Genomic DNA, 26,793 nt, shown 5'->3' on the forward strand with positions numbered 1-26,793 from the left:
AGGTGCTACCCGCCCTTCAGCATATAGCCGGCGCCGCGAACCGTGTGCAGGATCGGCTTGTCGAAACCCTTCTCGATCTTGCCGCGCAGGCGCGAGACGTGGACGTCGATGACGTTGGTCTGCGGATCGAAATGATAGTCCCAGACATTCTCGAGCAGCATGGTCCGCGTCACCACCTGGCCGGCATGGCGCATCAGATATTCGAGCAGGCGGAACTCGCGCGGCTGCAGCGTGATCTCGCGCGCGGCGCGGCGGACCGAATGGGAGAGCCGGTCGAGCTCGAGATCGCCGACCCGGTAGACGGTTTCGGCTTCCCTGGCGCTGGCGCGGCGGTTCAGCACCTCGACGCGGGCGAGCAGTTCGGAAAAGGCATAGGGCTTGGTCAGATAGTCGTCGCCGCCGGCGCGCAGGCCGGTGACGCGATCGTCGACCTCGCCCAGCGCCGACAGGATCAGCACCGGCGTCGTGTTGCCCCTGGAGCGCAGGCCGGCGATCACCGACAGGCCGTCGCGGCGCGGCATCATGCGATCGACAACCATGACGTCATAGTCGCCGGCATCGGCGAGCGCGAAGCCGGTTTCGCCGTCGCCGGCGACATGGGCGGTGTGGCCGGCCTCGGCAAAGGCCTTCTGCAGATAGTCGGCGGCCTCGCGATCGTCTTCTATGACCAGAATCTTCATAGAGCCGTTATACGCAATTTCGCTCTGAGATTGAGTGGCCGGCATGAGCATCAGGGCCTTTGATGGTTGGGAGCGGCAGCGGGCGATGGGAAGCCCGCTGCCGCCGGGGTCGGAACACGGTGACTGACTAACGTATTCGGGCCCCGTGCTTTCCCCTGCGGCGGCTCGGGGGTGTTGAAACCGCCGCTTCGGGAAAAGTTGCGCGATCGTCAGCCCTTGGCGACGGGCAGCGCGACGAAGCGGTTCGCGTCGTCGCGGGTGATCTGCACCAGCACCGCCTTGCGGCCCGACTTCACCGCGTCGGCCATCGCCTTGTCGACATCTGCCGTGCCGCTCACCTCGGTCGAGTTGACCGAGGTGATGACATCGCCGGGCTGGATGCCGCGATCGGCGGCGTCGCTGTCGGGATCGACATCGGTGACCACCAGCCCTTTGCCGTTATCCGACTTGGTGACGGTGAGGCCGAGATCGGCCAGCGTATCGGCCTTTGGCGTCGCCGGCTGCTTGCTGTCATCGTTCGACGCCTGCTTGTCGCCCGCCGGCAGCTTGCCGAGGTCGACCTTGACGTTCTCGCTCTTGCCGTCGCGCCACACGGTGACATCCACCGACTTGCCCGGCGCATAGGCGCCGATCAGACGGGCGAGCTCTTTCGGCGAAGCGACGTCCTTGCCGTCGACCTGGGTGATGACATCGCCGGCGGCAATACCTGCCCTCTTGCCAGGGCCGTCGTCCTGGGCGCTCGACACCAGCGCGCCCTTTTCGGACTTCAGCCCGAGTGACTCGGCGATGTCGGAGGTGACCGGTTGGATCTCGACGCCCAGCCAGCCGCGCTGGACGGAGCCGCTCTTCATCAGGTCCTGCACCACTTCCTTGGCGGTCGAGGCCGGGATGTCGAAGGCGATGCCGACGCTGCCGCCCGAGGGCGAGAAGATCGCGGTGTTGATGCCGACGACCTGGCCGTTGAGGTTGAAGGTCGGGCCGCCCGAATTGCCGCGATTTACCGAGGCGTCGATCTGCAGGAAGTCGTCATAGGGGCCGGCGCCGATATCGCGGCCGCGGGCCGAGACTATGCCGGCGGTCACGGTGCCGCCAAGGCCGAACGGATTGCCGACGGCCACCACCCAGTCACCGACGCGAACCTTGGAATCGTCGGCGAAGTCGACATAGGTGAACTTGCCGTCGCCTTCGACCTTGAGCACGGCGAGATCGGTGCGCGGATCGGTGCCGATCAGCTTGGCGTCGAGCTCCTTGCCGTCGTTCATCACCACGGTGAAAGCGGAGCCCTCTTCGACGACATGGTTGTTGGTGACGAGGTAGCCGTCATCGGAGATGAAGAAGCCGGAGCCCTGAGCGACCGGGCGCGGCTGGCCGTCATTGTGGCCGCGGTGATTGAAACGGCGCATGCCGAACTGGCCGCCCTGATCGCCGAAGCCACGGAATTCCTTGAAGAAGCGGCGCAGCTGCGGATTGTCGGGCAGGTTGTTCATGCCGTCCTGATCGTCGGACTGGTCGGAACCGTCATCGGCGGCGGGCTCGATCTTGGCCTTGACTTTGACGCTGACGACGGCCGGGGAAACGCGCTCGACGACATCGGCGAAGCTTGGAACCTGCGGCGCCTCGACACGCACTGCATCGGCCAGAACGGGGGCGGTTCCGGTGGCGAGCGCGCCGACGCCGAGCGCGCCTATGACAGCCAGCGACGCAACGGTCGCGGTCAGCCGCTTGCGGGTGCCGAAATATGAATTGGGGGCAATATTCATGGGTCTCGTATCCTCTTTCACAAGGGATGCGCTCAGGCTGGCATCCTCCGGCAAGAGGAATAGAGAGCCGCACATTACGGCGCCATTTCCGGTACATGAAAGTTTTGTAATGTTGGTGCTCAGTCGCGCAGCATCTTGTCCAGCGCCGCCTGCTCCTCGGCGGTGAGCGTGTTCGCGGGGGCCGAGCGGCGTGAGCGGGCGCTGAGCAGGATGAACAACCCGCCGGCAAGGAGAAGAATGACCGGCGTGCCCCACAGCAGCGCGTTGCGCAGGCTGAAGCGCGGCTTCAACAGCACGAACTCGCCATAGCGAGAGACGATGTAGTCCATCACCTGCTGGTCGCTGTCGCCGGCAACGAGGCGCTGGCGCACCAGGAGGCGCAGGTCGCGGGCGAGGTCGGCGTCGGATTCGTCGATCGACTGGTTCTGGCAGACCATGCAGCGCAGCCCTTCCGACAGCGCGCGCGCCCTCGCCTCCAGCGCCGGATCGGCGAGCACCTCGTCGGGCTTCACCGCGAAGGCGCTGCCGGCGAAGAGCAGGCCCAGCAGCAACGCCAGCGAGGCGAGCGAAAGCCTGACCTTCATGGCGCGCTCGCGGCAGGCGCGGCGCCGGCCGGCTTGCGGCGGCGCGACGGCGCACCGACGCGCAGGCGGCGGTCCATCAGCGACATCAAAGCGCCCGCCATCATCACCAGGGCGCCGCCCCAGATCAGCGTCACCAGCGGCTTCCACCACAGCCGAACGACGACGGAGCCGTCATTGCCCTCGTCGCCGAGCGAAAGGTAGAGCTGACTGAACCCGATCGTCCTGATGCCGGATTCGGTCGTCGTCGTCTGCCGCACCGGATAGAAGCGCTTTGCCGAGCTGATCTCGCCCTTGGCGTTGCCGTCGGTGCCGATGACGAGGAAGCGGCCACGATCCTCGCTGTAGTTCGGTCCCTGCGCCGGGTAGAGGCCCTCGAAGCGCAGCGTGTTACCGGAAAGCTCCACCGTTTCGCCGGCGTGCATGGTCAGGATCTTCTCGGTGCCGAATGAGACCGTGCCGACGATGCCGAGCAGGGTCAGGCCAAGGCCGAGATGGGCAAGCGCGGTGCCGAACACGGAGCGCGGCAGGCCGGTAAAGCGGCTGAGCACAACCGCCGGCGCAACATTGCCGAGCCCGGACTTGACGGCGAGATCGGTGAGCGCGCCGCAGAGCAGCCAGACGGCGAGACCGACGCCAAGGGCGGCGAACACCGAGGCGCCGTCGATGAACAGCGCCGTCACCAGCACGGCGACGAGCGCTGCGGCGAAGGCCGCCATAAGGCGCTGGGCGGCCGCAAGGACATCGCCGCGCTTCCAGGCAAGCAGCGGCCCGAACGGCACGATCGCCAAGAGCGGCAGCATCAGCGGGCCGAAGGTGAGGTCGAAGAACGGCGCGCCAACCGAGATCTTGCCGCCGGTGACGGCTTCGAGCGCCAGCGGATAGAGCGTGCCGACGAGCACGGTTGCCGTGGCGGTGGTGAGAAACAGATTGTTGAGGACGAGCGCGCCCTCGCGCGAGATCGGATGGAACAGGCCGCCGGCTGTCAGCCTCGAGGCGCGCAGCGCGAACAGCGCCAGCGAACCGCCGATGAACAGCGTCAGGATGCAGAGGATGAAAACGCCGCGCGCCGGGTCAGTGGCAAAGGCATGCACCGAGGTGAGCACGCCGGAGCGCACCAGGAAGGTGCCAAGCAGCGACAGCGAGAAGGTGAGGATGGCGAGCAGCAGCGTCCATATCTTCAGCGCCGAGCGTTTTTCCATGACGATCGCCGAATGGAGCAGCGCCGTGCCTGCGAGCCACGGCATGAAGGAGGCGTTCTCGACCGGGTCCCAGAACCAGAAACCGCCCCAGCCGAGCTCGTAATAGGCCCAGTAGGAGCCCATGGCGATGCCGCCGGTGAGGAACATCCAGGCGACCAGCGTCCATGGCCGCACCCAGCGCGCCCAGGAGGCGTCGATGCGGCCCTCGATGAGCGCGGCGACCGAAAAGGAGAAACAGATCGAGAAGCCGACATAGCCGAGATAGAGCAGCGGCGGATGGATGGCGAGGCCGAGGTCCTGCAGGATGGGGTTGAGATCACGGCCCTCGATCGGCGCCGGATTGAGCCGGATGAAGGGATTGGACGTCGCCAGGATGAACAGGAAGAAGGCGGCGCCGATCGTCCCTTGCACGGCGAGCACATTGGCCCTGAGGGTTGCCGGAAGGTTGGAGCCGAACACGGCGACAAGCGCGCCGAAAAAGGTCAGGATCAGCACCCAGAGCAGCATCGAGCCCTCGTGGTTGCCCCAGGTACCGGTGATCCTGTAGATCAGCGGCTGCAGCGAGTGCGAGTTCTCCCAGACGCTCGCCACCGAGAAGTCGGACCCGGCATAGGCGCTGGCCAGCGCGGCGAAGGACAGCGCGGTGAGCGCGAAGCCGGTGACCGCCACCGGACCGCCAACCGCCATCATTTTCAGGTTGCCGACGCGCGCGCCATAGAGCGGCACCAGCATCTGCACCAATGACAGCGCAAAGGCCAGGACGAGCGCGAAATGTCCGGTTTCGACCATTATTGGCTCTTGCTTTCCTGCCAGACACCCTTGGCCTTCAGCCCGTCGGCGACTTCCTTCGGCATGTAGCGCTCGTCATGCTTGGCAAGCACGCTGTCAGCGACGAAAATGCCGTCCGCGCCAAAGCTGCCTTCTGTGATGACGCCCTGCTCCTCGCGAAACAGGTCGGGCAGGATGCCAGTATAGGTGACCTTGACCGATTTCTGCTTGTCGGTCACCGAAAAGGCGACCGTCGCGCCCTGCCCGCGCACGATCGTGCCCTTTTCGACGAGCCCGCCAAGGCGGATGCGCTGGCCGGGCTGGACAGTCGCTGTTGCCAGATCGCCGGGCATGTAGAAATAGGACGCCTTCTGGCCAAGCGCGTAGAAGGTGAGACCGGTCGCGGCGGCGAGGAATGCCAGCCCGGCCACGATCACCGACAGTCGCTTCTGCTTGCGCGTCATCGTCTACTCCGTCGCCGCCAGGCCGAGCGTGGCGGCAAAGGCGGTGAATTTCTTCGCTTCCTCGCTGTCGGCGCCAAAGGCGGCAATGGCGCGGCCGAGCGCATCGCGCGCCTGGTCGGCCTTGCCCAGCACCGCATAGGAACGAATGAGCCGCATCCATCCTTCCACATCGCGCGGGTTTTGCTTGAGCTTTTCGTCGAGGCTGGCGACCATGGTCTCGATCATCGCTTGCCTGTCCTGGGGCGACATCTGCTGCGCGGCGTCCACGGCTTGCGCATCCGGGCCGTTGGCGGGTGCGCCCGCCGCAGCGGACTTGCTTGCCGTGTCGGCCAGCGCCTGCTCGACCGCGCCGCGCCACGGAGAGTCCGGCGGCAGCGCGGCCAGCATCTTTTGCCAGGCCGCCGTCGCCTCGCCGGTGCGGCCCTCCTGCGCCAAGCCCATCGCCAGATAGAAGCTCGCCTTCGCATTGGCGGGGTCCTGCTTCAGCGCCGCCTCGAAGGCAGCCTGAGCCTCGGCCGACACGATGCCGCCGGCGGCGTTGGCGATCGCCTCGCCGAGACCGGCCTGGCGGGCCGCGCTGTCGCCGTCGAGGCGGATGGCGTTGCGGTAGGCGCTGACCGCGTCGGAATAGCGCTGCAGCCGCAGATAGACCGGCGCCAGCACGTCCCAGCCCCTGCCATCGGACGGGTTGGCGGCAAGATGCGCCTCGGCGCGCGCCACCAGTTCGTCGACCGAGGAGTCGGCGGGGTTCTTGGCGAGCCTCTCCGTCAGAGGCTGCGACGGCAGGTCGGGCGAGCCGAGCTTGATATAGAGGCCCCAGCTGACCAGTGGCACCGCCAGCACGGCCGCCGTCGCGACCAGCCTGGTCGCCATGGATGACCGCCGGGCGGCCGGGCCGGACTGACCAGCAGCGCCCAGGCGCAGGATGCGACGACCGATTTCGGCGCGCGCTTCCTCAGCCTCCGCCGGCTGGATCAGGCCACGCGCCACGTCGCGGTCGAGTTCCGACAACTGGTCGCGATAGACTTCGAGGTCATGCTCGCCGGCGCTGGACGCGCCCTTGGTGCCGCCGGCCAGCGGCAGCAGCACCGCCAGGCTGGCGCCCAGCGTGAGGATCGCGGCTATGACCCAGAACAGCATGGTTCTTCCAATAACGGCAGAGCCCTGCCCTGCCAACACAGGCACGCTGCGACGCTTTGACGGCCAAGCGTCCGCCCGTCATTGATCGACGTCAACCCGACAAGCCTCTGGCCGGTTTCTTCTTGATGCATGTCGTTGTCCCAAAACCGCTTCACACTTTTGGGCGACATGCATTGGTCAGGTCAGCGGCGTCCAGCTGCCGTCGCCGTTGCGGCAGGCGGTACCGCGCGCGGTGGCGCTGGCGGTGCCGGTGAAGACCGTATGGGTGTACTGCCGGCAGTCCTGCGAACCCACCCTATACGGCTGAGCTGCGACGACTTCGCCGGAATGGCCCGTGCTGTCGCCCTTCCAGGTCACCTTCTGGCCGCTCGCCGTGTATTCGAGCGCCTTGTATTCGGCTTCCAGCGCCTTGCGCTTGTCGGTGTCGTCGAGGCCGGAGCCGATCGATCCGCCGACAAGGCCGCCGTGCATGGCCGAAATGATCGTGGTGGCCACCTTGCCGCCGGCCGGCGGCGTAGCGGCCGGCGTGACGCCGGCGTCCGGGCCGCCCCGGCTCAGCGTCGTGCAGCCGGAAACGGCCAGCAGTGCGGAAACGAGCGCGACGCGAATCTTCATGCCAACAACCGGTTTTCTCGAGCAGGATGTGCTGGGGGCGGCGCCATCGGGAAAGTTGGCGTGGCCATAGTGTTGATGTTTGTCGGAAATTTGGCCGCGGCCGCCGACATCGGGAGCAATCGACGTGGCGCATACCATGCTCCGCCCATCGATGTCGACCGGCCCGGGCAAGGCATCACTGAAGGCTCCGCAACCGCACCACCGCCTTCAAGCCGCCCGTGGCGGAGCGTTCCAGCGCCAGCACGCCGCCATATTCGTTGACGAGGTCGGCGACAATGGCGAGGCCGAGCCCGGTGCCGGGCTTGGTTTCGTCGAGGCGCCGGCCCCGCTTCAGCGCCTCGCGCGCCTTGTCCTCGGGAATGCCCGGGCCGTCATCCTCGATCGATATCTCGAACAGGCCGACGCCGGGAACCGGCGCCACCGAGACGGCGACCGCACCCTTCGCCCATTTCAGGGCGTTGTCGAGGAGGTTGCCCAGCAGTTCCTCCAGATCCTCGCGCTCACCGCCGAAGATGATCTCGGCCGCCGGCAGCGACAGTGTAAGCTTGATCTCCGGCTTGAGCTTCTGCAGCACCCGCACCATGCGCTGCACCAGCGGCGTGACCGGCGTGCGGTAGACTACGCTGTCGCGCTGGGCGGCGACGCGCGCCCGCTGCAGATAGTGGTCGACCTGCTTCTGCATCGAGGCGGCCTGTTCGGCGATGAGCTGGCCCTTGGCGCCGCCGAGCGCCCGGCCCTCGTTGAGCAGCACCGCGAGCGGCGTCTTCAGCGAATGGGCGAGGTTGCCGACCTGCGTGCGCGAACGCTCGACGATGCGCTTGTTGTTCTCGATCAGCGCGTTGGTTTCGTTGGCAAGCGGCTCGATCTCGGCCGGGAAGCGGCCGTCGAGCCGCTGCGCAGTGCCCTCGCGCACCATGGCCAGCGCGTTGCGGACACGGCGCAGCGGCTGCAGGCCGATCAGGATGGCAATGGCGTTGATGGCTATCATGCCGACGCCGAACAGCGACAGATAGGTGAGCAGGCGGCGCTGGAAGGTAGCGATCTCCTGTTCCAGCTCGGTCTGATTGCCCATGACGCGGAAGCGCGCGGCGCGGTTCTTGGCGTCGAGGACGAATTCGCTCTCGAACACTTCAAGCTCCTCGCCCTTGATGCCTTCGGCCGAGTAGCTGCGCTGGAAGTTCGCGTTAAAGGGAACCTCGGCGACGGAAGGCGACAGGACCGACGTCGTCATCGAGGAGGAGTGGATCTCGCCGTGGACGCCCTCGGAGGCCGGCTCCACGGACCAGTACCAGCCGGAATTCGGTTCGGAAAAGCGCAGGTCGCCAAGATCCGGCGCGCCGGTGAGCGCCCCGTTGTCGGAAATGCCGACCGACCCGATCAGGTTGAACAGATGCGCCGACAGCAAGCTGTCGAAGCCGCGCTCGCTCGCCTGACGGTAAAGCGTTGTGATCAGGGTGAAGATGACGACCAGCGTCAGGATCGCCCAGAGGGTCGAGAACGCAATGACGCGGAAGGCCAGCGAGCGCGGCCAGAGCCGCGCCGCGAAAGGCTTCCTTGCGATTGTAGCGAGCGGTTCCGCCTTACGCCTCCGGCTCACGCATGCGGTAGCCCATGCCGCGCACGGTTTCGATCATGTCGATGCCCATCTTCTTGCGCAGCCTGCCGACGAAGACTTCGATGGTGTTGGAATCGCGATCGAAATCCTGGTCATAGAGGTGTTCGACCAGTTCGGTGCGCGATACCACCTCGCCCATATGGTGCATGAGATAGGCAAGCAAACGGAATTCGTGCGAGGTCAGCTTCAGCGGCACGCCGTCGACATCAGCTTTGGATGCCTTGGTGTCGAGGCGCAGCGGCCCGCAGGTCAGTTCCGACGAGGCATGGCCGGCGGCGCGCCGGATCAGCGCCCTGACCCGCGCCAGCACCTCCTCGATGTGGAAAGGCTTGGTGACATAGTCGTCGGCGCCGGCATCGATGCCGGCCACCTTGTCGCTCCAGCGGTCACGCGCGGTGAGGATCAGCACCGGCATCTTGCGGCCGCCGCGGCGCCAGCGCTCGACCACGCTGATGCCGTCCATCTGCGGCAGGCCGATATCGAGGACGACGGCGTCGTAAGGCTCGGTGTCGCCGAGGAAATGCCCCTCCTCGCCGTCGAAGGCGCGGTCGACGACATAGCCGGCGTCGACCAGCGCGTCCGACACCTGCCGGTTGAGATCCTTGTCATCTTCGACGACGAGCACACGCATGCCGGAGTTCAAACCTCTTGACGTTCAGGGCGGATATACAGCGATTCCAATAGTTTGGGAAACTTCGATATCAATTCAGCGGAACGACGATCTCGGTGCGGCGCGGGCGCTGCCCATCCTTGCCGGGCACCAGCACGACGATGACGCAGACCGCCTGGCCGCCACGCGTCGCCTGCGAGGCCTTGGCCAGCGTGCCGCCATTCTGCGCCGCCACCTGCTGGCCGATCGCGTAGCAGTCCGATGCGGCGACCACGAACGGCTGCGTGTCGTCAGGCGCGATGGCCGGAGCCGACATTGCCTGCGACGCGAGCAGGCCCGTCGCTGCGAGCGCCAGTGTCGCGGTTCGGAGATGGGAGCGAAACGTATTCATGGCAGGCGTTGTAACGCATCGGTGCTGAACGTGAAATGAACGGTGAACGCCCGAAAAACCATGCCCGCAACACCCCCTGAAACGCAACTGCGATCGCGCCGTTCCCCTCAGGCCCGACCCCAGACTCATAACCGGAAAACGGCGGTGGCGGCTAATGGTTTCGTTGCAGACCTTTCGCCTTGCCCCGGGTAGAGTACGAAGACCCGATGAGGAGAGTAGCAGGCGATGGGACGCGAGGAACTTGCCGAACTTTACCGTGGCTACATCGCGTGTCTCAACGCCCAGGACTGGGCCAATCTCGGCCGGTTCGTCGGCGAGGCGGTGCAGTACAATGGCGAAACGGTTGGACTGTCGGGCTATCGGCGCATGCTCGAAGGCGATTTCCAGGCCATTCCCGATCTCCGTTTCAGCATCGAACTCCTGGTTTGCGAGCCGCCGCGCGTGGCTGCCCGCCTGCATTTCGACTGCACACCCAAAGGCAGGTTGTTCGGATTGCCCGTGAACGGCAAGCGGGTCAGCTTCGCCGAGAACGTGTTTTACGAATTTCGCGACGCGCACATATGCGAGGTCTGGTCGGTCATCGACAAGGCCGAGATCGCGGCTCAGCTTTAATGCGATCCGTCAGGCGTCTTCCCGCGTGACGGCGCGGAAGCGCTGCAGTCCATGATGGACCGCAAGGTCCTCGTCGTAGCGAGCCTCGGCGAACTCCAGCGACAGGCGTGTTTGCCCGCGCGGGCCGATGGACAGCGCCGCTCCCGCAAGGCGCGCCTCGATGCGGTTCATGATGAGGCGCGTTTCAGCCTCGCCATGGGCCTTCGACCAGACATGCAGCGTGACAAGCTGGTCGGCGTCGTTGTCGGCGCCGGTGTCCTGGTCGAACGCGCTGGTGTGGCCGTACGTGACATAAGGAAAGGCGGCGTTCTCGGTTGCCCGCTCGAGCAGGCCGGCGCCGCCCAGCAGCGCCGTCAGCTTCGCGTCACTCTTCAATCTCTGGAACAAGGCCTGCAGCAAATCGTCGGGCGCCGTCATCGTCGTCTCCGCTCGCCAGTCACGCCTTGGACAATCCCTTGCGCCGCCAACAGTCTTCACATGCAGCGTAGCCGCGTCGCAAGACCCGCGCCAGACCGCATGACACTTCCTGTCCGGATATGACTGGCCTGGCGTCAGGAATGCCTTGTCGCCTTGCGGCAGTTCCGCAAGGCTGGACTGATCTCCGTCAAGACACCGGCGCAGCGCCGCCCTCCTCGGTGCGTCGGGCGATGAACTCGTCGAGCACGCCGGCCGTGGCGGCGGCCGAAGCCGGGGGCTGGAAGTCGGCGAGCAGCCGCTTCCAGATGCCGGTAGCGCGCTCGGTGGCACTCTTCGAACCGGCCTGCGTCCAGCTACCGAAGTTCGACCAGTCGGCGACCAGCGGCTCGTAGAAGGCGGTGCGGTAGCGCGCCATGGTGTGACCGGCGGAGAAGAAATGGCCGCCCGGTTGCACCTCCGCGATGGCCTCGAAGCCGATGGAATCCTCGTCGCCGGGTGTCCTCGAGCAAAGCTCGGCGACCGTCTGCAGCGCCTCGATGTCGGTGATCAGCTTCTCGTAGGAGACGCTCAGCCCCCCTTCCAGCCAGCCGGCGGCGTGGATGCAGACGGTGGCGCCGGCCAGTACCGAGCCCCACAGCGCGAACTGCGTCTCATGCGCGGCCTGAGCGTCGGAAATGTTGGCGGCGCTGCCGCCGCCGGAGCGCCAGGGCAGTCCGGTGAAGCGGGCGAGCTGGCCGGCGCCGAGCGTCGCCTTGACGTGCTCCGGCGTGCCGAAGGCCGGCGCGCCCGACTTCATGTCGACATTGGAGGAGAAGGAGCCATAGACGACCGGCGCCCCGGGTCGCACGATCTGTGCCAGCGTCAGCCCTGCCAGCGCCTCGGCATGCTGCAGCGTCAGCGCGCCGGCAACGGTGATCGGCGCCATGGCGCCGGCCAGGCAGAAGGGCGTGATGATCGACACCTGGCCGGCCCTGGCGAAATCGATGATGCCTTGCGCCATCGGGATGTCGAGCTGGCGCGGCGAGTTGGTGTTGATGACGGTGTAGCAATGAGCGCCGGCGCGGAACTCGTCCTCGGAGAGGCCGCGCGCCAGGCGGACCATCTCGAAACTGTCGTCGACCTGCGGAGTGCCGCGCGCGAAGACGAACGGGAACTTGTCCGAGAGCGTCAGCTGCGCCCGGTTGACGGCATAGTGACGGAAGCGATTGTCGACATCCTGCGGCTCGATGCTGGGACAAAGCATGTGCAGCACGTCGAAATGCTGGATGAGCTTGGTCAGTTCCTCGTAGGCGGCCAACGTGCCCGGCCGCCGGCCGCGTTCGAGATCGGTGACGTTGGGCGCGCCGGCCCCGGCGAGGAAGGTCATCGAGCCCAGTTCGAGCATCAGATCGCGATCGCGCGCGCCGCCATGGGCTTTGATCGAGCGCGGCGCCGAGGCCAGTGCCGCCTCGACCAAGTCGCGGCCGATGCGCACCATCTGGCTGTCCTCGTCGACCAGCGCGCCGGCGCCGGCCAAGACATGCCGCGCTTCCGGCAGCAGCACCTTGATGCCGAGTTCCTCCAGCACGCGCAGCGCCGTGTCGTGGATGGCCGCGACCTGGTCCTCCGAGAAGATCGGCTGCGGCAGGAACGGGTTCTTGAGCGACCGGTAGTCCGGCCGGCGGCTTGACTCGCTGCCCGCCTCGCCGGTGCGTCCACGCCGGCGTTCGCGCCTCAGATCGCGGGCGACATCTTCAACCATGTCATATCCTCCTTGGAACAGGATGACTTTTCTTCGAAGCGTCATCCCGTTCCATCTTATCCTCTTGTTTGGGCATGATCTTTTCCGAAAACCGGTTCCCACTTTTCGGGATCATGCTCTATTGCCGCATCGCCTTGCCGTCGGGGTCGTGGGGTGAGGCAGGGATGACGCGCGCCGGCCGTTCGACGCCGACAATGTGCACCGAAAGCTCCGTCCCCTCCCCGGCGAAATCGTCGTCCACCAACGCCAGCGCGACGCTCTTGCGAACCGTGTAGCCAAAGCCGCCGGAGGTGACGAAGCCGACGCGCCGACCCTTGTGCCAGACCGGCTCGAAACCGCTGGCGTCGGCATCGACGGCATCGATCTCCAGCGTCACGATCCGCCGCGAGACGCCGGCGTCACGTTCCTTCAGCGCCGCGTCACGGCCGATGAAGTCGCGCTTGGAGACGGCGATGAAACGGTCGAGGCCGGTCTGCCCCGGCGTACGACTTCACGAGCCTCTCCCTCTCGTTGGAAGCCGTGACCATATACCCACTGTACATATGTGTCTAGACACTTATGTGCAGAGCTTGCGCGAGGCAACTGGCCGTGCCACTTGTGTGTCCATGATCATGATTGCTCCGCAGGACGAGCCGGCGCCCGGCAACATCAAGGTGACGCGCCAGGACTGGATCAAGCTCGCGCTCGAAATCCTGATTTCCGACGGTATCGAGAGCGTGCGCGTGCTGTCGCTCGGCCAGAAGTTGGGCGTGTCGCGATCGAGCTTCTATTGGTATTTCGAAAGCCGGCAGGATCTGCTCGACCAGTTGCTGAAGCATTGGCATGAGACCAACACCAAGGCGATCGTCGAGCGCGCCCGGCGCCCGGCCGCAACCATCATCATGGGCGTGCTCAACGTGTTCGAATGCTGGGCCGACGAGCGCATGTTCGACCCGAGGCTCGATTTCGCCATCCGCGAATGGGCACGCCGTTCCGACGACGTGCGGCGCATGATCGACCAGGCCGACGACGATCGCCTCACCGCCATCCGCGACATGTACCAGCGACACGGCTATGACGCGGAGAATGCCTTCATCCGGGCGCGCGTTCTCTACTACATGCAGATCGGCTACTATGTGCTCGACCTGAAGGAACCGGTCGAGGCGCGCGTCAGCCATCTCGCTGCCTATCTGCGCGCCTTCACCGGCCAGGAGCCGAGCGATGCGGACGTGGCGCATTTCATGCGCTTCATCGCGGCGCGGTGATATCGCTGAGTCCGCATTATCAACCTTAGCGATCAACAAAGCTTGTGTGTGGCTTCGCTGCCCTTGTGAGCGGTGGTAAAATGGTCGAATAGTCGCGCAGGGTGCCACTCTCCGAAACTACCGATGCTGTTTCGGGCAGTGCGCTGGGGCGGAATTCTGCAATGGCAAGTCCTTTGAGACCACGCAAGAGAAGGGGCCGCATCGCCTCGGCGCTGCTTGCCATCGACGCCTGGCTCGATTCCTCGCTCTACGAGATCGGCTTCAAGGCGCGGGAATTCTGGGAATCGGCGACCATCTTTTCCCGCCGCTTCCGCGTCAAGGGCTGGCGGCGCGGCATCATCGAGGTGCTCAGCGAAGGCTTCACCATGGGCGCCGGCGGCGTCGTCGTCCTGCTTGCGCTGGCCATGCCCGCCTTCCAGATCACCGACGGAGACTGGCGCGCCCAGGGCGACTTCGCCGTCACCTTCCTCGACCGCTACGGCAACGAGATCGGCCAGCGCGGCATCATCCAGCGCGATTCCGTGCCGGTCGACGAGATGCCCGACCATGTCATCAAGGCGGTGCTGGCGACCGAGGACCGGCGTTTCTTCGATCATTACGGCATCGACGTGCTCGGCCTGTCGCGCGCCATCTTCGAGAATGTGCGCGCCAATTCGGTCGTGCAGGGCGGCTCCAGCATCACCCAGCAGTTGGCCAAGAACCTGTTCCTGACCAATGAGCGCACCCTGGAGCGCAAGATCAAGGAAGCTTTCCTGTCGCTGTGGCTGGAGGCCAACCTTTCCAAGAAGGAGATCCTGCAGCTCTATCTCGACCGCGCCTATATGGGCGGCGGCACGTTCGGCATCGAGGCGGCGGCGGATTTCTATTTCGGCAAGAGCGTCAAGGATCTGAACCTCGCCGAGGCGGCGATGCTGGCCGGCCTGTTCAAGGCGCCGACCAAATACGCCCCGCACATCAACCTGCCGGCCGCCCGCGCGCGGGCCAATGTGGTGCTGTCCAACCTCGTCGATTCAGGCTTCATGACCGAGGGCCAGGTGCTGCAGGCAAGGCTGCATCCGGCCGACGTCGTCGACCGCGGCGAGCAGAAAAGCCCGGATTACTTCCTCGACTGGGCCTTCGACGAGGTCAAGAAGATCGCCAAGCCCGGCCAGCATTCGCTGGTCGCCCACACCACCTTCGACGCCAACATTCAGAAGGCGGCGGAGGAATCGGTGGAATTCCATCTCCGCCAGTTTGGCAAGGAATACAACGTCACCGAAGGCGCGGTGGTGGTGATCGAGACCAACGGCGCGGTGCGCGCCATCGTCGGCGGCCGCGACTATGGCGCCAGCCAGTTCAACCGCGCCACCAAGGCGCTGCGCCAGACCGGCTCCTCGTTCAAGCCCTATGTCTATGCGACCGCGATGGAGCACGGCTTCACGCCGGACTCGGTCGTCTCCGGCGGCGCGATCAGTTGGGGCGGCTGGTCGCCGCACAACTACAATGGCGGCTCGGCCGGCAATGTGACGCTGATCACGGCGATCGCCAAGTCGATCAACACCGTGCCGGTGCGGCTGGCCAAGGACCATCTCGGCATCGGCCCGATCAAGGCGATGGCCGAATCGATGGGCGTGGAGTCGCCGCTGGAAGGGCACAAGACCATGGTGCTCGGCACGTCGGGCATGACGGTGATGGACCAGGCGACGGGCTACAGCGTCTTCGCGCAGAACGGCCTCGTCGGCTCGAGGCACGGCATCACCCAGCTCGTCACCCGCACCGGCGATGTCGTCTATGACTGGGCCAAGGACGCGCCGCCGCCGCACCGGGTGCTGTCGGAGCAGGCGCTGAAATACATGAACACGATGCTGGCGGCGGTACCGGTGATCGGCACGGCACGGCGCGCCCAGCTTCCCAACATCGTCGTCGCCGGCAAGACCGGCACGACGCAATCCTATCGCGATGCCTGGTTCGTCGGTTTCACCGGCAACTACACGGCCGCCGTCTGGCTTGGCAATGACGACTTCACGCCGACCAACAAGATGACCGGCGGCACGCTGCCGGCGATGGTGTGGCAGCGGCTGATGGTCTATGCGCACCAGAACATCGACCTGAAGCCGATCCCCGGCCTCGACCACCCGTTCGTCGATCCGGAAGTCGCGGCCAAGGCCGAGGAGGCCGCCAAGAAGAACGTCGAGGCGGCCGAAGCGCAGGCCGCGGCCGAGCGGCCGCCGGTGTTGTCCAGCCAGACCACCCAGATGCTGCGCGAGATGACCAAGGCGTTCCAGACAGCCCCAGTGCTCGACGCGCCCAAGGCGCCGGAAACGCTGTCGGCGCTCTGAGCTGCGCTCTGCTCCCACTAGGGGAGAAGGGGGAAGTCCCGCTTGCCACGAGGCCCCTGCCCGCGATATCCCCGAACGGCAAGTTCTCCTGTTTTGGCTGTTCATGCTCAAGACCGCCCTCCTGACGCTGCTTTCGCTTGCCATTGCCGTCGGCGTCGGCGGCGGTAGCGTCTGGTATGCGCTGCAGGCGCAGGACGGCGTCGGCGCGATCAGGATCGGCCAATGGACGGCCTTTCCCGAGATCGGCACGCAAGGCGCCGATCCCTATTCGAAAGCGCGCGTGGCGCGCGAGGGCGTGCTGGCGCTGGGCAAGGCCGAGGGCCTGTCCTTCATCGCCGAGCGCGATGCCGCAGGCGAGCCGTTGAGGCGCGAATGCGCCTATACGATCGAAGGCGGATTCCCGACCGCCCGCTTCTGGACGCTCTATGCCGCCGACCAGTCGCTGGGCGTGGTCGACACCGGCAAGCCGAGGCTGGCCGCGCTTCAGTCCTACCAGGTGCTGCGCCAGCCCGACAATGCGGTGACGATTGCCGTCGGCAACCGCCCCGCCCCCGGCAACTGGCTGCTGACCGACGGCTTCGGCAAGATGTATTTCGTGCTCACCTTCTACGACACGCCGATCGCCAGCAGCACCGGGCTTTCCGACGTGGCGCTGCCCAGCATCGTGAAAGTGGGCTGCAATGCGTAGGCTCTTCCACGCCGTGCTGCTCGGCCTGATCGGCGCCGGCATCGTCCATATCGTGGTGCTGATGCTGGTGCCGGATTTTTCCGAGCGCGATGCCTGGTCGCGGCTGGCGATGGCCTCGGACCTTTACAGGATGACCAGGCTCGACGCCGAGGCCGGCGGCGCGCCGGTGGTGAAGTCGGTCGATCCGCTGTTCTACGCGGCCGCGTGCCGCTTCGACCTCGCCGAAGGCCTGGTGCGCATCAAGGCGCCGGGCCACGTGCCGTTCTGGTCGGTCTCGGTCTATGACCGCAACGGCCACAATTTCTATTCCTTCAACGACCACACCGCGACCGGTGGCGTGCTCGATACGGTGGTGCTGACGCCGGCGCAGATGATCGATGTGCGCCGGGAACTTCCGGAGGAGCTCCAGGGCGCGATCTTCGTCGAGGCGCCGATCGAGGAAGGCATCTTCGTCATCCGCGCCTTCGTGCCGGACGACAGCTGGAAACCGATCGTGTCACGCTTCCTGGAGCAGAGCTCCTGCGAGCTGCAGGAGTACTGACCGGCCGGCCCCGCCTGCGCTATCCCCAAGTGCTGGAGCGTCCTTGCCGCCCTCTAGTGATGCGGCACGGGCGTCGGCGGCTTGTCCGGGCCAGCCGGCCGCGTCTCGCCGGCCACTGGCGGCTGTTCGTAGCGGACGCCGGGGAAGATGATCACCGCCGCCGGCGTGCCGGTGTTCTGAACTGCTCGATTTACTGGTGCCGGTCGCGGCACGAAAGACAGTACCATGCCCATGGTTCGCGTATTCCTCTCGGTTGCACCGGAGCAGAACGCAACGCCTCCAAAGTTGATTAAGGCGGGCAGAGGGTTAACGGAGCGCTAACGGATCGCCGCTAATTTGATCTTTGTTTCTGGCGGACGCGAAACCGGCACGGTTCGGTCGAGCAAAGCCAGGCTTGTGTCGAGTATCGGGCGTATCCTCCGTGTCATCTTCGGATTTCAGGCAAATCGCTATTCGGACGGAGGCGGGAAAGGCCGAAAGGCTGTTCCGCGCATCGGTATCGGCATTCTGCTCGCTCACGCGCCCATCGCGGCGCGAGATCGGCCAGCTCGAGGACCTGACGCTGCCGCTGTTCGAAGAGGTGTCGGTCGAATCGCGCCGCTACGTCGCCGCCGCGCTTTCCGAATGCGAATACGCGCCAGGCGCCCTGGTCCGGCGGCTGGCTGAGGAGCCGGTCGACATCGCCGCTCCCTTGCTGACCCGCTCGCGGGCGCTGAGCGACATCGACCTCATCGCGCTGATCGGCCGCCACGGCCTGCCGCATGCGCGCGCCATTGCGCGCCGCAAGGAACTGAACCCGACCATCGCTGATCTGATCAGGGCGCTCGAGAAGCCGACGCTGGTCAGGGTGCGGCCGCCGCAGCCGATCGCGCAGCCAGTGTCCGCGAAGGCCGAAGCGGCGTCGGCCAAAGCCGAAGCGACACCGGCCGCGGAATCGCTCGCCATCGCCAGCGACGATGACGCGCGGCAACCGCCAGGCATGGCTGCCGAAAATGCCAGGCGCCGGCTGCGCGCGATGATGCGTCCTGAAACTGGAAGCGAGAGTGTCAATCCGTTCGTCGGCCAGGCGAGCTATGTGAAGCTGCGCGAGACGGCGCTGACCGGCAATGCGGCGTTCTTCCAGACCGCGCTGGCGGACGCACTCGACATCGATTTCCAGACGGCGCGCTCGCTGACCGAACAGGCCAGCTATGCCGCGCTGCTCGCGGCCTTGCGCTCGCTCGACCTCAGCGAGGATCGCGCCTTCCTGATCGCCGTCGCCGTCTACCCCCGGGAGTTTCCCCATCCGCAGGCGATCCGCCTGTTCCTCGACCGCTACCGCCTGCTGCATCGCGAGGCGGCGCTCGACAAGGTGCGCAACTGGAAGGCCGAGACGCTGTCGCGGGCGATCCGCGGCAACGCCGCCGATACGGCGAATGACGAGGAGCGCCGGGCCTCTAACAGCGGCGACGCGGCCGCCAGCCTCAAGGCGTCATGAGTCCGTCCTGACGGACAAAAGCTCCTCGACCGGAACGGCGCCGGCCTCGATCTCGACCACCCATATATCGGGATCGAACTTCTTCTCGCGCTCCAGCCTGGCGTCGAACGGCGCGGCATCGTCGCCGGAGCCGAGCAGGCTGAAGAAGCGCTCGTCGGGCTTGGCCGAATCGTAGCTGGTCTGCGGCGCCGGCCCGAACAGGGCGACCTCGCCCAGCCGGCCGCGCGACAGCACGAAGATCGCGCCCGCCTCGGCCGCGCCGCGCGTGACCACGGCGGCAAAACCGCCAGCGGCGAACACCCGGCGCAACAGGGCCGACACCCACAGGTCGGTGGTCACGCGCATGGCAAGGTTCCGGACGACATGCGCGGCTCCTTACAGCATCAAGCCGGAAACCAAAACAGATCGCTCCAGCTATCGGCCGACGCTCAGTTGGTCAGGCCGATCTCGCGCATCTTGACGTAGACGATCTCGTCGGGCTCGCCGGTCTGCGGCAGGCCGAACAGCGACTGGAATTCCTTGATCGCCGCCTTGGTTCGCGCGCCGACGACGCCGTCGAGCTGCATGTCGTCATTGCCGAAGGCCTTCAGCCCGGCCTGGATCTTGACGATGCGGGCATCGGGCGCCGGCGCGGCGGCATCGGCCGGCGCGGAGACCGGGATCGGCGCCGGCGCGACGGCCGGAGCGGCGACGCTGTCCACCGGCCTCGGCACCGGATGCGGGATGGCCGCCGTCGTCTGCCTGGCGCCCAGCTGGTCGAGCAGCACGGCATCGATCTCGCCGGTCGCCGGCAGCCCGACCTTCTGCTGATAGGCCTGGATGGCCTTGCGCGTGTTGGGGCCGGAGATGCCGTCGACGGTGCCGGAATAGAAATCGAGATCCTTCAATATGCCCTGGACCTGCTCGACGGTGGGGTCGGTCTTGACCGGCGGACGCACGATGTTGATCGTCGTCTCGGGCTCGTCAGCCGCGCGCGGAAAGTCCTCGATACTTCGGGTGGCGAAGAAGGCGCCGGCGTGCGGGAACGGCTGGTACCAGAGCGCGTTGGCCGACACGTAGAACAGCGTCACCAGGAAAGCGGTCGAGCCGCCGACCAGCACCGGATTGCGCGAGATCATGCCGCCGAGCGCGAGCGCGCCCTCCTCGAAGGCGCTGCTTTGGCGCTTGACCGCCCTAGGCTGTCTTGCGGAGCGAGCCATTCCTGTCCCCTTTCGCATGCCCCTTGGTCTTCACCGCTGGTATCGCCAGCACGCCGCTATCCTTGTCCCGCGAATGGCCCTTCGGCCCGTTCACCGGCAGGCTGATCGTCACCGTGGTGCCCTCGCCCGGCATGCTTTCGATCGACATGGTGCCGTCGTGCAGCGCCACCAGGCCCTTGACCAGCGACAGGCCGAGCCCGGTTCCCTCGAAGCGGCGCGTGTAGTCGTTCTGGATCTGCATGAACGGCTTGCCGAGATTGGCGAAATCCTCCTCGGCGATGCCGATGCCGGTATCGCTGACCCAGAAATGCAGCCGCGAGCCGACGCGCTTGGCGCCGACCACGACATTGCCGCCATCCGGCGTGAACTTGATGGCGTTGGAAACGAGGTTGATCAGGATCTGCTGCACAGCGCGGCGGTCGGCATTGATCTCGCCCGCATCCGGCGCGATCTGCGCGGCAAGGCCGATGTTCTTGGCCGCGGCCTGCAGCCGCATCATCGACCGGCACATATCGACCGCCTCGACGAAGCGGAACGGCTCCGGCTCGGTCGAATAGGCGCCGGCCTCGATGCGGGAGACGTCGAGGATCGAGCTGACGACGCCCAGAAGATGCTGGCCTGAGTCCCTGACCAGGCTGACATATTCCTTCTGGCGCGGATCCTTGAAGGGGCCGAACATCTCATGCAGCAGCATGTCGGAGAAGCCGATGATGGCGTTGAGCGGCGTGCGAAGCTCGTGGCTGACCACGGCCAGGAAGCGCCCCTTCGCCACCTCGGCCTCGGCTGCGGTCTCGTTGGCGGCGGCGAGCTCTTCGCGCAGCGCCGCGACATCGTCGTTCTCGCTGAGCAACAGCGTGAACGCGTCCTGCTGTTCGCCCCGCATCAGCTGAAGGCGAAACGGCTGGAAATTGTCGGCGGCTGCCGAGCCATCACGCGGCAGCCGGATGCGCAGATCGATCCGGCGCATGGCGGCGCCGTCGCGCATGTCGGCGAGCGCCGAGAGATAGCCGACGCGGTCGGCGAGATGTATGCGCTCGAACAGGCCGGTGCCGAACAGGAGTTCCGGCTGCAGCCGCAGGATGGTGCGCGCCTTGGCCGAGGCGTCAAGCACCTCGCCATGCCGGCCGAGGCGCAGGACCACGGCATCGATTATATCCTCCAGCCGGTCGCCGGCAAGCGACGCCGGCTGGGTGCCAGCCGGGTTGCGCAGCGAATTCAGGCGCGGGATCAGCGTCGACGCCCAGGCCAGGGGCAGGAGCCAGTGCCAGGCAGCGATGCCGGCCGGGGCGAGCGGTGGCAGCGAGCCGGCGAAAGGTTGCAGCAGGACCGCGCCGAGCGCGGACAGCGCGCCCCAATAGACTGCGCGTCGCGAGCCGCCGATCCACCAGGTTTCGAACGGCAGCGCAAGCGCAAGCAGCGCGACGGGCGAGGCCAGCCCGCCCGCGGCGAAGATCGCGGTGCCGAGGGCAAGACCGCCGAGCACGAGCGCCGCCTGGCCGGCAAGCGCCATCCGGCCCGAGGCCGCCACCAGCAGCGCGGCGAACCAGCAGAAACCGAAGGCGGCGAAGATCGCGGCAATCGTCACGGCGGCGCCGAGGCTCGATGTGACCAGCGTCACCGCGGCGCCGGCGGCGAGGAAGGGGGCCGCCAGCATGACACCGATGAAGCGGCGCTGGCGCAGGCGCTCGCCCGCGGCGGTAATGGTCGGATGGACCATACGGTCGCAGCCGGCAGCCATCGCGCCAGGCAATTCAACGTATCTGGCCGTAATCGAACTCAACGCACTCGCACCCGATCGTGAACTGCCCTGCTTTTCGCAGATCGCTGTTGTTGTCCTGAAACTCTCATTCAGCGTTTAAGGAATGGATAAGGCGGACCCGGTCGACGCCCGGCCCGCGGCAAATATTGGGACGCCGTCACGGCGAAACCCGGCGATCTCGCGCCATGGTAAACGGAGGGTTATGCAAAACCGGTGGAGGCAAGCTGCGCAGAACCGAGCGTCAATCGCCCTCGTGTTTCAAAATACAATTTAATAACAACAAGATACATGGTTATCGTAAAGTTAATGCAAGCGATGAGATTTAAGTGAAATCGGTTGCAAAACCAATCCTTTCGAATTTGCCTAAAATTTGAGGAAAATTCTCTGTTTGCTTACAAGCCGGTCTTTGCGCGTGTGTGCCACTATGCAGCCCATAAAAGAGGTCATGCCGAAGGATGCGTGATCCGGTCACGGACGAGAGGGCATTGAGATGGGCTTTCTTATTAGAATGGCTTTCTGGTTTTCGCTGGTGCTGCTGGCCCTGCCGCTGAATGTCGGCAGCGACGAGGCCGGCCAGGACAGCGTCGGGCCGATCCAGGCGCTGTTTGCGGCGCGCGAGGCGGTCGGCGACATTGCCGGCATCTGCGAGCGCAAGCCCGATGTCTGCGAGACCGGCAAATCCGCCATGCACACGATCGGCGTCCGCGCCAGGGAGACCGCCAAGATCGCCGCCGCCATGATGGATGACACCGGCGACAAGCCGGCGAACGGGCTCGACACGTCCGTCGCCACCGGCAGCGTCGACATCGTCCTGCCGGCGACCGTCAACATCCCGGCGAAGGCGCCGACGAAGAATTGAGTTTTCAGCCGCTGATTGGCGACACCGCAGGCCCGTCCGACCTCTCGACGCCTGCGGTGTTTTCTTCTTTTTCCGTGACGCGAGGACGCCGGATGACTATATCCGGCACAATGACAACGACGATCCAAACGATCCGCGACGACTTTTCCCTGCTCGACGAGTGGGAGGACCGCTATCGCTATGTGATCGAACTGGGCGAAGCGCTGCCGCCGTTTCCGGAAGCCGAGCGCACCCCCGCCAACAAGGTGCCGGGCTGCGTCAGCCAGGTGTGGCTCACCACCGAGCACGGACCGGGCGCCGATCCGGTCATCGCCTTCAGGGGCGATTCGGACGCTCATATCGTGCGCGGCCTGGTCGCCATCATGCTGGCGCTGTATTCCGGGCGGCCGGCGAGCGAGATCCAGAAGACCGACGCGGAAGCGACGCTGAAGGCGCTCGGCCTAGACGAGCACCTGTCGCCGCAGCGCGCTAACGGCCTGCGCTCGATGGTCAAGCGCATCAAGCGCGACGCCGAAGCGGCGCTGACGCAGGCCGCCTGACCTGACAAATCGGATTTTTGGGAACGATTGGCGCGGCGACCGGCCGGCGCGCCGGCGAGTGCTCAAAGCAAGACGGCGCCCGAAGGCGCCGTCCGGCATCGAAGTGAAGATTGCCTTCAGCGGCCCTTGCGCTTGCGGCCGAGGCCCATCTTCTTGGCAAGCTGCGAGCGGGCGGCGGCGTAATTGGGAGCCACCATCGGGTAGCTTGCGTCGAGACCCCACTTCTCACGGTATTCATCGGGCGTCAGATTGTAGTGGGTCATCAGGTGGCGCTTCAGCGACTTGAACTTCTTGCCGTCCTCAAGACAGACGATGTAGTCGTCATGGACGGAGCGCTTCGGATTGACTGCAGGCTTCTGCTTGTCGGCGGGCGGCGCTTCGGTGGCACCGCCCACGCGGCCAAGGGCTGCATGGACATCGGCGATCAGGTTCGGCAGTTCGCCGACGGGTACGGGATTGTTGCTGACATAAGCTGCGACCACATCGGCGGTCAGCTCGATCAGCGCGTCGCTGTTTCGGGAAGGTGTTTCGGCGATATCCATTGTGTTCAGGCCCCAACGAGAGTTGTTTCTAACTGCGCCCATTTTTTGGCTGGGCTTCGCGCGAATTTCATGCAGGAAAGAGCCTCTGCGATTCGCGTCGCATGATCTTAATGATCCCAATAGTCAAGTAAGTCAATTCGCCTAACGTGCTATATTCAGCGATATTAATCAAATATTCCCCGTTCAGCTTCAACCTTTCGTGCATCGCGTAACTTAGCGAGATTTTTCTGGTCAGACCAGCACCACCTGACGCGGCGTCACGTCGCAATTACATCGGCAAAAGCAGCTAAAATGAGCGAAATGCTTCGCCTATGCTTGATCCGCGACAGGTCGCAAGGTTTCCGCATCCTAATGAAATCACGGGTTGCAAGGCATTATTGCTGCGCGCGGTCGGAGATAAGCGGAGCATATCGGGCCGCTCAATAGGGCGCGATATACTTGCCATAGACCCAGCCGGTGACGAAATCGCCGTCCCGTGCCGGGTCGTGCCAGATCTCGCACCAGCGATAGCGCACCGCCTGGCGCTGCTTCCAGTGCGGCTGGCCTGCGATGTCGAGCAGATTTATCCCGCCGGTGCAGCGGCCGGTCATCTGCAGCACGGCACCGTTGGGATAGGCGGCCTGCTTCTGCGAGCTGCCCGATGGATATTTGCGCGCGTTGAGCGTGTCGCCGTAGGGCACGCCCGACACTTGCCAAGCGGCGAAGGCGGTTGCATGAGACTGGCCGGCGGAGGCCAGAACAGTCGAAGCGACGGCAAGAGCCGCGGCGGTGCGAATACAGTAATTCATCATCTTCCCTCTCTCCGGCCTATCGTGGAGCCGTCGCAACAATGCCGGCCGGCTCTTGAACCGACGCTGATCGGCGTGTTCATTTGCCATTCAAGCAATTTCCGCAGCGAGACCTAATGACCAGATCTTCCGCCTTTCCGACCGCCACCCCGCCGCAGACCGAGAAACGGTCCATCTTCGACACGCATTACGGCTTCACCCGCACAGACGACTACGCGTGGCTGCGGGCCGACAACTGGCAGGCCATGTTCAGGGATCCTTCCCTGCTCGACAGCCGGATCCGCGCGCATCTCGAAGCCGAGAATGCCTATCAGGCAGTGCTGATGGCCGACACCGCGGAACTGCGCAAGCAGCTCTTCGCCGAGATGAAGGGGCGCATCAAGGAGGACGATTCCACCGTGCCGATGAAAGACGGCCCCTATGCCTATGGCTCGTCCTACAGGCTGGGCGGCGAGCAGCCGCGCTATTTCCGCACGCCGCGCGATGGCGGCACGGACGAGATCCTGCTCGACGGCGATGCGGAAGCCGAAGGCAAGCCCTATTTCCGCCTCGGCGGCGTCGACCATTCGGCCGACCACAAGAAGCTCTTGTGGGCATTCGACGACAAGGGGTCCGAGTTCTTCACGCTCCGCGTGCGCGACCTCGGCAACGGCCACGAACTGGCGGACAGGATCCCCGATACCGGTGGCGGCGGCGTCTGGAATGCCGGCGATGACGGGTTCTTCTATACCCGCCTCGACGACAATCATCGTCCCTCAAAGGTGTTGTTCCACGCGCTTGGCGACAGCGCCGAAAACGATCGGCTGATCTATGAGGAAACCGATCCGGGCTTTTTCATGGATGTCGGCGGGACGCGTTCCAACGAGTGGATCATGATCGGCATCAACGATCACGAGACCTCGGAATACCGGCTGATGCGCGCCGATGACCCGCTTGCCGAGCCGAAGCTGGTCGCCGTGCGCGAAACCGGCCTGCAATACGACCTCGAGGAAGGCGGCAACATCTTCTTCATCCTCACCAACGCCGACGGCGCCAAGGATTTCAAGATCATGACGGCACCGGTCGAAAATCCGGTGCGCGCCAACTGGCGCGAGCTGGTTCCGTACGAGCCCGGACGGCTGATCCTCTCGGTCCTGGGCTTCAGCAACTACATGGTCCGCCTGGAGCGCAGGGAGGGCCTGCCGCGCATCGTCGTGCGCGATCGCGAAAGCGGCGAGGAGCACCTGATCTCGTTCGACGAGGAAGCGTTCTCGCTCGGCCTGTCGGGTTCTTACGAATACGATACCGAGATCATGCGCTTCACCTATTCGTCGATGACGACGCCGGCGCAGGTCTTCGACTACAACATGCGCACACGCGAGCGCGTGCTGTTGAAGACCCAGGAAGTCCCTTCGGGTCACGATCCCGACCACTATGTGACGCGCCGGCTGATGGCGCCCGCCAGCGACGGCGAACTGGTGCCGATCTCGCTCATCCACCACCGCGACACGCCACTCGACGGCTCGGCACCTTGCCTGCTCTACGGCTACGGCTCCTACGGCATCACCGTGCCGGCGTCCTTCAACACCAATTGCCTGTCGCTGGTCGACCGTGGCTTCGTCTATGCCATCGCCCATGTCCGCGGCGGCAAGGACAAGGGCTACGGCTGGTACGATGACGGCAAGCGTGCGCAAAAGATGAACACGTTCACCGACTTCATCGCCTGCGCGCGCCATCTGGTGACCGAGCGCTACACGGCGCATGACCGCATCGTCGCGCAAGGCGGCTCGGCCGGCGGCATGCTGATGGGGGCGATCGCCAACATGGCGCCGGAGTGTTTTGGCGGCATCGTCGCCGAAGTGCCGTTCGTCGACGTGCTGACCACGATGCTCGACGCGACCTTGCCGCTGACGCCGCCGGAATGGCCCGAGTGGGGCAATCCGATCGCCTCGGCCGACGACTACGGCACGATCGCGGCCTACTCACCCTACGACAATGTGGCGGCGCTCGACTATCCGCCGATCCTGGCGCAGGCCGGGCTCACCGATCCGCGCGTCACTTACTGGGAGCCGGCCAAATGGGTGGCGAGGCTGCGCGAGCGCAAGAGCGGCGACAACCCGGTGCTGTTCAAGATCAACATGGAGTCCGGCCATGCCGGCGCCTCTGGCCGTTTCTCCAGGCTGGAGGAGATCGCCTACACCTATGCCTTCGCGTTGAAGGTGGCGGGCAAGGCCGATTCAGTCTCGGCGGCGGCGAGCGGGTGA

General features: G+C 65.5%; 27 protein-coding genes and 1 pseudogene. 9 read left to right on the forward strand and 19 right to left on the reverse strand.

What is annotated here, in order from left to right:
* Positions 1 to 5 precede the first annotated feature (5 nt).
* From EN846_RS12055 to EN846_RS12100, 10 genes are all read right to left on the reverse strand, one after another.
* The gene (locus EN846_RS12055; RefSeq protein ID WP_187331196.1) at positions 6 to 680 is read right to left on the reverse strand and encodes a response regulator transcription factor; all 675 of its coding nucleotides are present in this window, start codon (positions 678 to 680) and stop codon (positions 6 to 8) included.
* A 209-nt stretch (positions 681 to 889) separates the two neighbouring features.
* Positions 890 to 2,440 (reverse strand): Do family serine endopeptidase, encoded by a 1,551-nt coding sequence (locus EN846_RS12060; protein WP_127391055.1) that lies wholly within the window; start codon positions 2,438 to 2,440, stop codon positions 890 to 892.
* Positions 2,441 to 2,559: 119 nt separating this feature from the next.
* Complete coding sequence (locus EN846_RS12065; RefSeq protein ID WP_127391054.1) at positions 2,560 to 3,024, reverse strand: cytochrome c-type biogenesis protein; 465 nt, start codon at positions 3,022 to 3,024, stop codon at positions 2,560 to 2,562.
* The gene (locus EN846_RS12070) at positions 3,021 to 5,012 is read right to left on the reverse strand and encodes a heme lyase CcmF/NrfE family subunit (RefSeq protein WP_127391053.1); all 1,992 of its coding nucleotides are present in this window, start codon (positions 5,010 to 5,012) and stop codon (positions 3,021 to 3,023) included. Before EN846_RS12070 ends, EN846_RS12065 begins: the two co-directional genes overlap by 4 nt.
* Positions 5,012 to 5,455 (reverse strand): cytochrome c maturation protein CcmE, encoded by a 444-nt coding sequence (gene ccmE, locus EN846_RS12075; protein ID WP_127391052.1) that lies wholly within the window; start codon positions 5,453 to 5,455, stop codon positions 5,012 to 5,014. The genes EN846_RS12070 and ccmE overlap by 1 nt, the downstream gene beginning before the upstream one ends.
* Before the next feature lie 3 nt (positions 5,456 to 5,458).
* Positions 5,459 to 6,595 carry a c-type cytochrome biogenesis protein CcmI gene (gene ccmI, locus EN846_RS12080; RefSeq protein ID WP_127391051.1) on the reverse strand — a complete coding sequence of 379 codons (1,137 nt, stop codon included), beginning with the start codon at positions 6,593 to 6,595 and terminating at the stop codon, positions 5,459 to 5,461.
* Between the two features lie 177 nt (positions 6,596 to 6,772).
* On the reverse strand, positions 6,773 to 7,210 hold the full coding sequence (locus EN846_RS12085; RefSeq protein ID WP_127284047.1) for an RT0821/Lpp0805 family surface protein: 438 nt from the start codon (positions 7,208 to 7,210) through the stop codon (positions 6,773 to 6,775).
* A 175-nt stretch (positions 7,211 to 7,385) separates the two neighbouring features.
* Positions 7,386 to 8,807 (reverse strand): ATP-binding protein, encoded by a 1,422-nt coding sequence (locus EN846_RS12090; protein ID WP_127391050.1) that lies wholly within the window; start codon positions 8,805 to 8,807, stop codon positions 7,386 to 7,388.
* Positions 8,791 to 9,456, reverse strand: a complete 666-nt coding sequence (locus EN846_RS12095; protein WP_127284049.1) for a response regulator transcription factor — start codon at positions 9,454 to 9,456, stop codon at positions 8,791 to 8,793. Before EN846_RS12095 ends, EN846_RS12090 begins: the two co-directional genes overlap by 17 nt.
* 70 nt (positions 9,457 to 9,526) lie before the next feature.
* Positions 9,527 to 9,826, reverse strand: coding sequence for a hypothetical protein (locus tag EN846_RS12100; RefSeq protein ID WP_127284050.1), 300 nt, complete (start codon positions 9,824 to 9,826; stop codon positions 9,527 to 9,529).
* A 225-nt stretch (positions 9,827 to 10,051) separates the two neighbouring features.
* On the opposite strand from EN846_RS12100, the gene EN846_RS12105 reads away from it, so the two are divergent.
* Positions 10,052 to 10,438 (forward strand): ester cyclase, encoded by a 387-nt coding sequence (locus tag EN846_RS12105; protein WP_127284051.1) that lies wholly within the window; start codon positions 10,052 to 10,054, stop codon positions 10,436 to 10,438.
* A 9-nt stretch (positions 10,439 to 10,447) separates the two neighbouring features.
* Here EN846_RS12105 and EN846_RS12110 read toward each other — a convergent pair whose 3' ends face one another.
* The 3 genes and pseudogenes from EN846_RS12110 to EN846_RS12120 all read right to left on the reverse strand — a co-directional run.
* Positions 10,448 to 10,855: a DUF3168 domain-containing protein gene (locus EN846_RS12110; protein ID WP_127284052.1), complete on the reverse strand. Its 408-nt coding sequence runs from the start codon at positions 10,853 to 10,855 to the stop codon at positions 10,448 to 10,450.
* 187 nt (positions 10,856 to 11,042) lie between these two features.
* Positions 11,043 to 12,596, reverse strand: coding sequence for a trimethylamine methyltransferase family protein (locus EN846_RS12115; RefSeq protein ID WP_128346657.1), 1,554 nt, complete (start codon positions 12,594 to 12,596; stop codon positions 11,043 to 11,045).
* Between the two features lie 118 nt (positions 12,597 to 12,714).
* Positions 12,715 to 13,077, reverse strand: a pseudogene (locus tag EN846_RS12120) (glycine cleavage T C-terminal barrel domain-containing protein); the annotation flags it as partial.
* Between the two features lie 124 nt (positions 13,078 to 13,201).
* On the opposite strand from EN846_RS12120, the gene EN846_RS12125 reads away from it, so the two are divergent.
* The 4 genes from EN846_RS12125 to EN846_RS12140 all read left to right on the forward strand — a co-directional run bounded on the left by EN846_RS12125 (position 13,202) and on the right by EN846_RS12140 (position 17,387).
* Positions 13,202 to 13,840 (forward strand): TetR/AcrR family transcriptional regulator, encoded by a 639-nt coding sequence (locus EN846_RS12125; protein ID WP_127284054.1) that lies wholly within the window; start codon positions 13,202 to 13,204, stop codon positions 13,838 to 13,840.
* A gap of 161 nt (positions 13,841 to 14,001) precedes the next feature.
* The gene (locus EN846_RS12130; protein WP_127391048.1) at positions 14,002 to 16,158 is read left to right on the forward strand and encodes a penicillin-binding protein 1A; all 2,157 of its coding nucleotides are present in this window, start codon (positions 14,002 to 14,004) and stop codon (positions 16,156 to 16,158) included.
* 103 nt (positions 16,159 to 16,261) lie between these two features.
* Positions 16,262 to 16,846, forward strand: a complete 585-nt coding sequence (locus tag EN846_RS12135; RefSeq protein ID WP_127391047.1) for a DUF1214 domain-containing protein — start codon at positions 16,262 to 16,264, stop codon at positions 16,844 to 16,846.
* On the forward strand, positions 16,839 to 17,387 hold the full coding sequence (locus EN846_RS12140; RefSeq protein ID WP_127283109.1) for a DUF1254 domain-containing protein: 549 nt from the start codon (positions 16,839 to 16,841) through the stop codon (positions 17,385 to 17,387). Before EN846_RS12135 ends, EN846_RS12140 begins: the two co-directional genes overlap by 8 nt.
* A gap of 53 nt (positions 17,388 to 17,440) precedes the next feature.
* On the opposite strand, the gene EN846_RS12145 is transcribed toward EN846_RS12140, so the two are convergent.
* Entirely contained in the window at positions 17,441 to 17,620 is a 180-nt protein-coding gene (locus EN846_RS12145; RefSeq protein ID WP_187331197.1) for a hypothetical protein, read from the reverse strand.
* 188 nt (positions 17,621 to 17,808) lie between these two features.
* Between EN846_RS12145 and EN846_RS12150 the strand changes: the two genes are divergently transcribed.
* Positions 17,809 to 18,864 (forward strand): DUF2336 domain-containing protein, encoded by a 1,056-nt coding sequence (locus EN846_RS12150; RefSeq protein ID WP_127391046.1) that lies wholly within the window; start codon positions 17,809 to 17,811, stop codon positions 18,862 to 18,864.
* Here EN846_RS12150 and EN846_RS12155 read toward each other — a convergent pair.
* The 3 genes from EN846_RS12155 to EN846_RS12165 all read right to left on the reverse strand — a co-directional run bounded on the left by EN846_RS12155 (position 18,859) and on the right by EN846_RS12165 (position 21,780).
* A complete protein-coding gene (locus EN846_RS12155; protein WP_127283106.1) occupies positions 18,859 to 19,209 on the reverse strand; it encodes a DUF1491 family protein in 351 nt (116 codons plus the stop codon). The two genes, EN846_RS12150 and EN846_RS12155, sit on opposite strands and share 6 nt — an antisense overlap.
* Before the next feature lie 83 nt (positions 19,210 to 19,292).
* Complete coding sequence (locus EN846_RS12160; protein ID WP_127391045.1) at positions 19,293 to 20,063, reverse strand: peptidoglycan-binding protein; 771 nt, start codon at positions 20,061 to 20,063, stop codon at positions 19,293 to 19,295.
* Complete coding sequence (locus EN846_RS12165) at positions 20,038 to 21,780, reverse strand: HAMP domain-containing sensor histidine kinase (protein ID WP_127391044.1); 1,743 nt, start codon at positions 21,778 to 21,780, stop codon at positions 20,038 to 20,040. The genes EN846_RS12160 and EN846_RS12165 overlap by 26 nt, the downstream gene beginning before the upstream one ends.
* A gap of 532 nt (positions 21,781 to 22,312) precedes the next feature.
* Between EN846_RS12165 and EN846_RS12170 the strand changes: the two genes are divergently transcribed.
* On the forward strand, positions 22,313 to 22,681 hold the full coding sequence (locus EN846_RS12170) for a DUF5330 domain-containing protein (RefSeq protein ID WP_128346432.1): 369 nt from the start codon (positions 22,313 to 22,315) through the stop codon (positions 22,679 to 22,681).
* Positions 22,682 to 22,791: 110 nt separating this feature from the next.
* Entirely contained in the window at positions 22,792 to 23,220 is a 429-nt protein-coding gene (locus tag EN846_RS12175; protein WP_127393555.1) for a SufE family protein, read from the forward strand.
* Positions 23,221 to 23,336: 116 nt separating this feature from the next.
* Here EN846_RS12175 and EN846_RS12180 read toward each other — a convergent pair whose 3' ends face one another.
* A complete protein-coding gene (locus EN846_RS12180; RefSeq protein WP_127283102.1) occupies positions 23,337 to 23,762 on the reverse strand; it encodes a MucR family transcriptional regulator in 426 nt (141 codons plus the stop codon).
* Positions 23,763 to 24,181: 419 nt separating this feature from the next.
* Complete coding sequence (locus tag EN846_RS12185; protein WP_127393558.1) at positions 24,182 to 24,550, reverse strand: SH3 domain-containing protein; 369 nt, start codon at positions 24,548 to 24,550, stop codon at positions 24,182 to 24,184.
* 116 nt (positions 24,551 to 24,666) lie between these two features.
* Between EN846_RS12185 and EN846_RS12190 the strand changes: the two genes are divergently transcribed.
* Entirely contained in the window at positions 24,667 to 26,793 is a 2,127-nt protein-coding gene (locus tag EN846_RS12190; RefSeq protein WP_127393556.1) for a S9 family peptidase, read from the forward strand.

Origin of the sequence: Mesorhizobium sp. M4B.F.Ca.ET.203.01.1.1 (genome assembly GCF_004791025.1) — a bacterium.
GTDB lineage: Bacteria > Pseudomonadota > Alphaproteobacteria > Rhizobiales > Rhizobiaceae > Mesorhizobium > Mesorhizobium abyssinicae.

What these genes read in the sequence shown, in the direction of transcription:
- EN846_RS12070 (WP_127391053.1), bottom strand. Translation starts at nt 5,012, where the DNA reads ATGGTCGAAACCGGACATTTCGCGCTCGTCCTGGCCTTTGCGCTGTCA.
- EN846_RS12110 (WP_127284052.1), bottom strand. Translation starts at nt 10,855, where the DNA reads ATGACGGCGCCCGACGATTTGCTGCAGGCCTTGTTCCAGAGATTGAAG.
- EN846_RS12185 (WP_127393558.1), bottom strand. Translation starts at nt 24,550, where the DNA reads ATGAATTACTGTATTCGCACCGCCGCGGCTCTTGCCGTCGCTTCGACT.
- EN846_RS12145 (WP_187331197.1), bottom strand. Translation starts at nt 17,620, where the DNA reads ATGGGCATGGTACTGTCTTTCGTGCCGCGACCGGCACCAGTAAATCGA.
- EN846_RS12135 (WP_127391047.1), top strand. Translation starts at nt 16,262, where the DNA reads ATGCTCAAGACCGCCCTCCTGACGCTGCTTTCGCTTGCCATTGCCGTC.
- EN846_RS12105 (WP_127284051.1), top strand. Translation starts at nt 10,052, where the DNA reads ATGGGACGCGAGGAACTTGCCGAACTTTACCGTGGCTACATCGCGTGT.
- EN846_RS12085 (WP_127284047.1), bottom strand. Translation starts at nt 7,210, where the DNA reads ATGAAGATTCGCGTCGCGCTCGTTTCCGCACTGCTGGCCGTTTCCGGC.
- EN846_RS12180 (WP_127283102.1), bottom strand. Translation starts at nt 23,762, where the DNA reads ATGGATATCGCCGAAACACCTTCCCGAAACAGCGACGCGCTGATCGAG.
- EN846_RS12060 (WP_127391055.1), bottom strand. Translation starts at nt 2,440, where the DNA reads ATGAATATTGCCCCCAATTCATATTTCGGCACCCGCAAGCGGCTGACC.
- EN846_RS12170 (WP_128346432.1), top strand. Translation starts at nt 22,313, where the DNA reads ATGGGCTTTCTTATTAGAATGGCTTTCTGGTTTTCGCTGGTGCTGCTG.
- EN846_RS12140 (WP_127283109.1), top strand. Translation starts at nt 16,839, where the DNA reads ATGCGTAGGCTCTTCCACGCCGTGCTGCTCGGCCTGATCGGCGCCGGC.
- EN846_RS12115 (WP_128346657.1), bottom strand. Translation starts at nt 12,596, where the DNA reads ATGGTTGAAGATGTCGCCCGCGATCTGAGGCGCGAACGCCGGCGTGGA.
- EN846_RS12065 (WP_127391054.1), bottom strand. Translation starts at nt 3,024, where the DNA reads ATGAAGGTCAGGCTTTCGCTCGCCTCGCTGGCGTTGCTGCTGGGCCTG.
- EN846_RS12175 (WP_127393555.1), top strand. Translation starts at nt 22,792, where the DNA reads ATGACAACGACGATCCAAACGATCCGCGACGACTTTTCCCTGCTCGAC.
- EN846_RS12095 (WP_127284049.1), bottom strand. Translation starts at nt 9,456, where the DNA reads ATGCGTGTGCTCGTCGTCGAAGATGACAAGGATCTCAACCGGCAGGTG.
- EN846_RS12160 (WP_127391045.1), bottom strand. Translation starts at nt 20,063, where the DNA reads ATGGCTCGCTCCGCAAGACAGCCTAGGGCGGTCAAGCGCCAAAGCAGC.
- ccmI (WP_127391051.1), bottom strand. Translation starts at nt 6,595, where the DNA reads ATGCTGTTCTGGGTCATAGCCGCGATCCTCACGCTGGGCGCCAGCCTG.
- EN846_RS12190 (WP_127393556.1), top strand. Translation starts at nt 24,667, where the DNA reads ATGACCAGATCTTCCGCCTTTCCGACCGCCACCCCGCCGCAGACCGAG.
- EN846_RS12165 (WP_127391044.1), bottom strand. Translation starts at nt 21,780, where the DNA reads ATGGTCCATCCGACCATTACCGCCGCGGGCGAGCGCCTGCGCCAGCGC.
- EN846_RS12155 (WP_127283106.1), bottom strand. Translation starts at nt 19,209, where the DNA reads ATGCGCGTGACCACCGACCTGTGGGTGTCGGCCCTGTTGCGCCGGGTG.
- EN846_RS12100 (WP_127284050.1), bottom strand. Translation starts at nt 9,826, where the DNA reads ATGAATACGTTTCGCTCCCATCTCCGAACCGCGACACTGGCGCTCGCA.
- EN846_RS12055 (WP_187331196.1), bottom strand. Translation starts at nt 680, where the DNA reads ATGAAGATTCTGGTCATAGAAGACGATCGCGAGGCCGCCGACTATCTG.
- ccmE (WP_127391052.1), bottom strand. Translation starts at nt 5,455, where the DNA reads ATGACGCGCAAGCAGAAGCGACTGTCGGTGATCGTGGCCGGGCTGGCA.
- EN846_RS12130 (WP_127391048.1), top strand. Translation starts at nt 14,002, where the DNA reads ATGGCAAGTCCTTTGAGACCACGCAAGAGAAGGGGCCGCATCGCCTCG.
- EN846_RS12125 (WP_127284054.1), top strand. Translation starts at nt 13,202, where the DNA reads ATGATCATGATTGCTCCGCAGGACGAGCCGGCGCCCGGCAACATCAAG.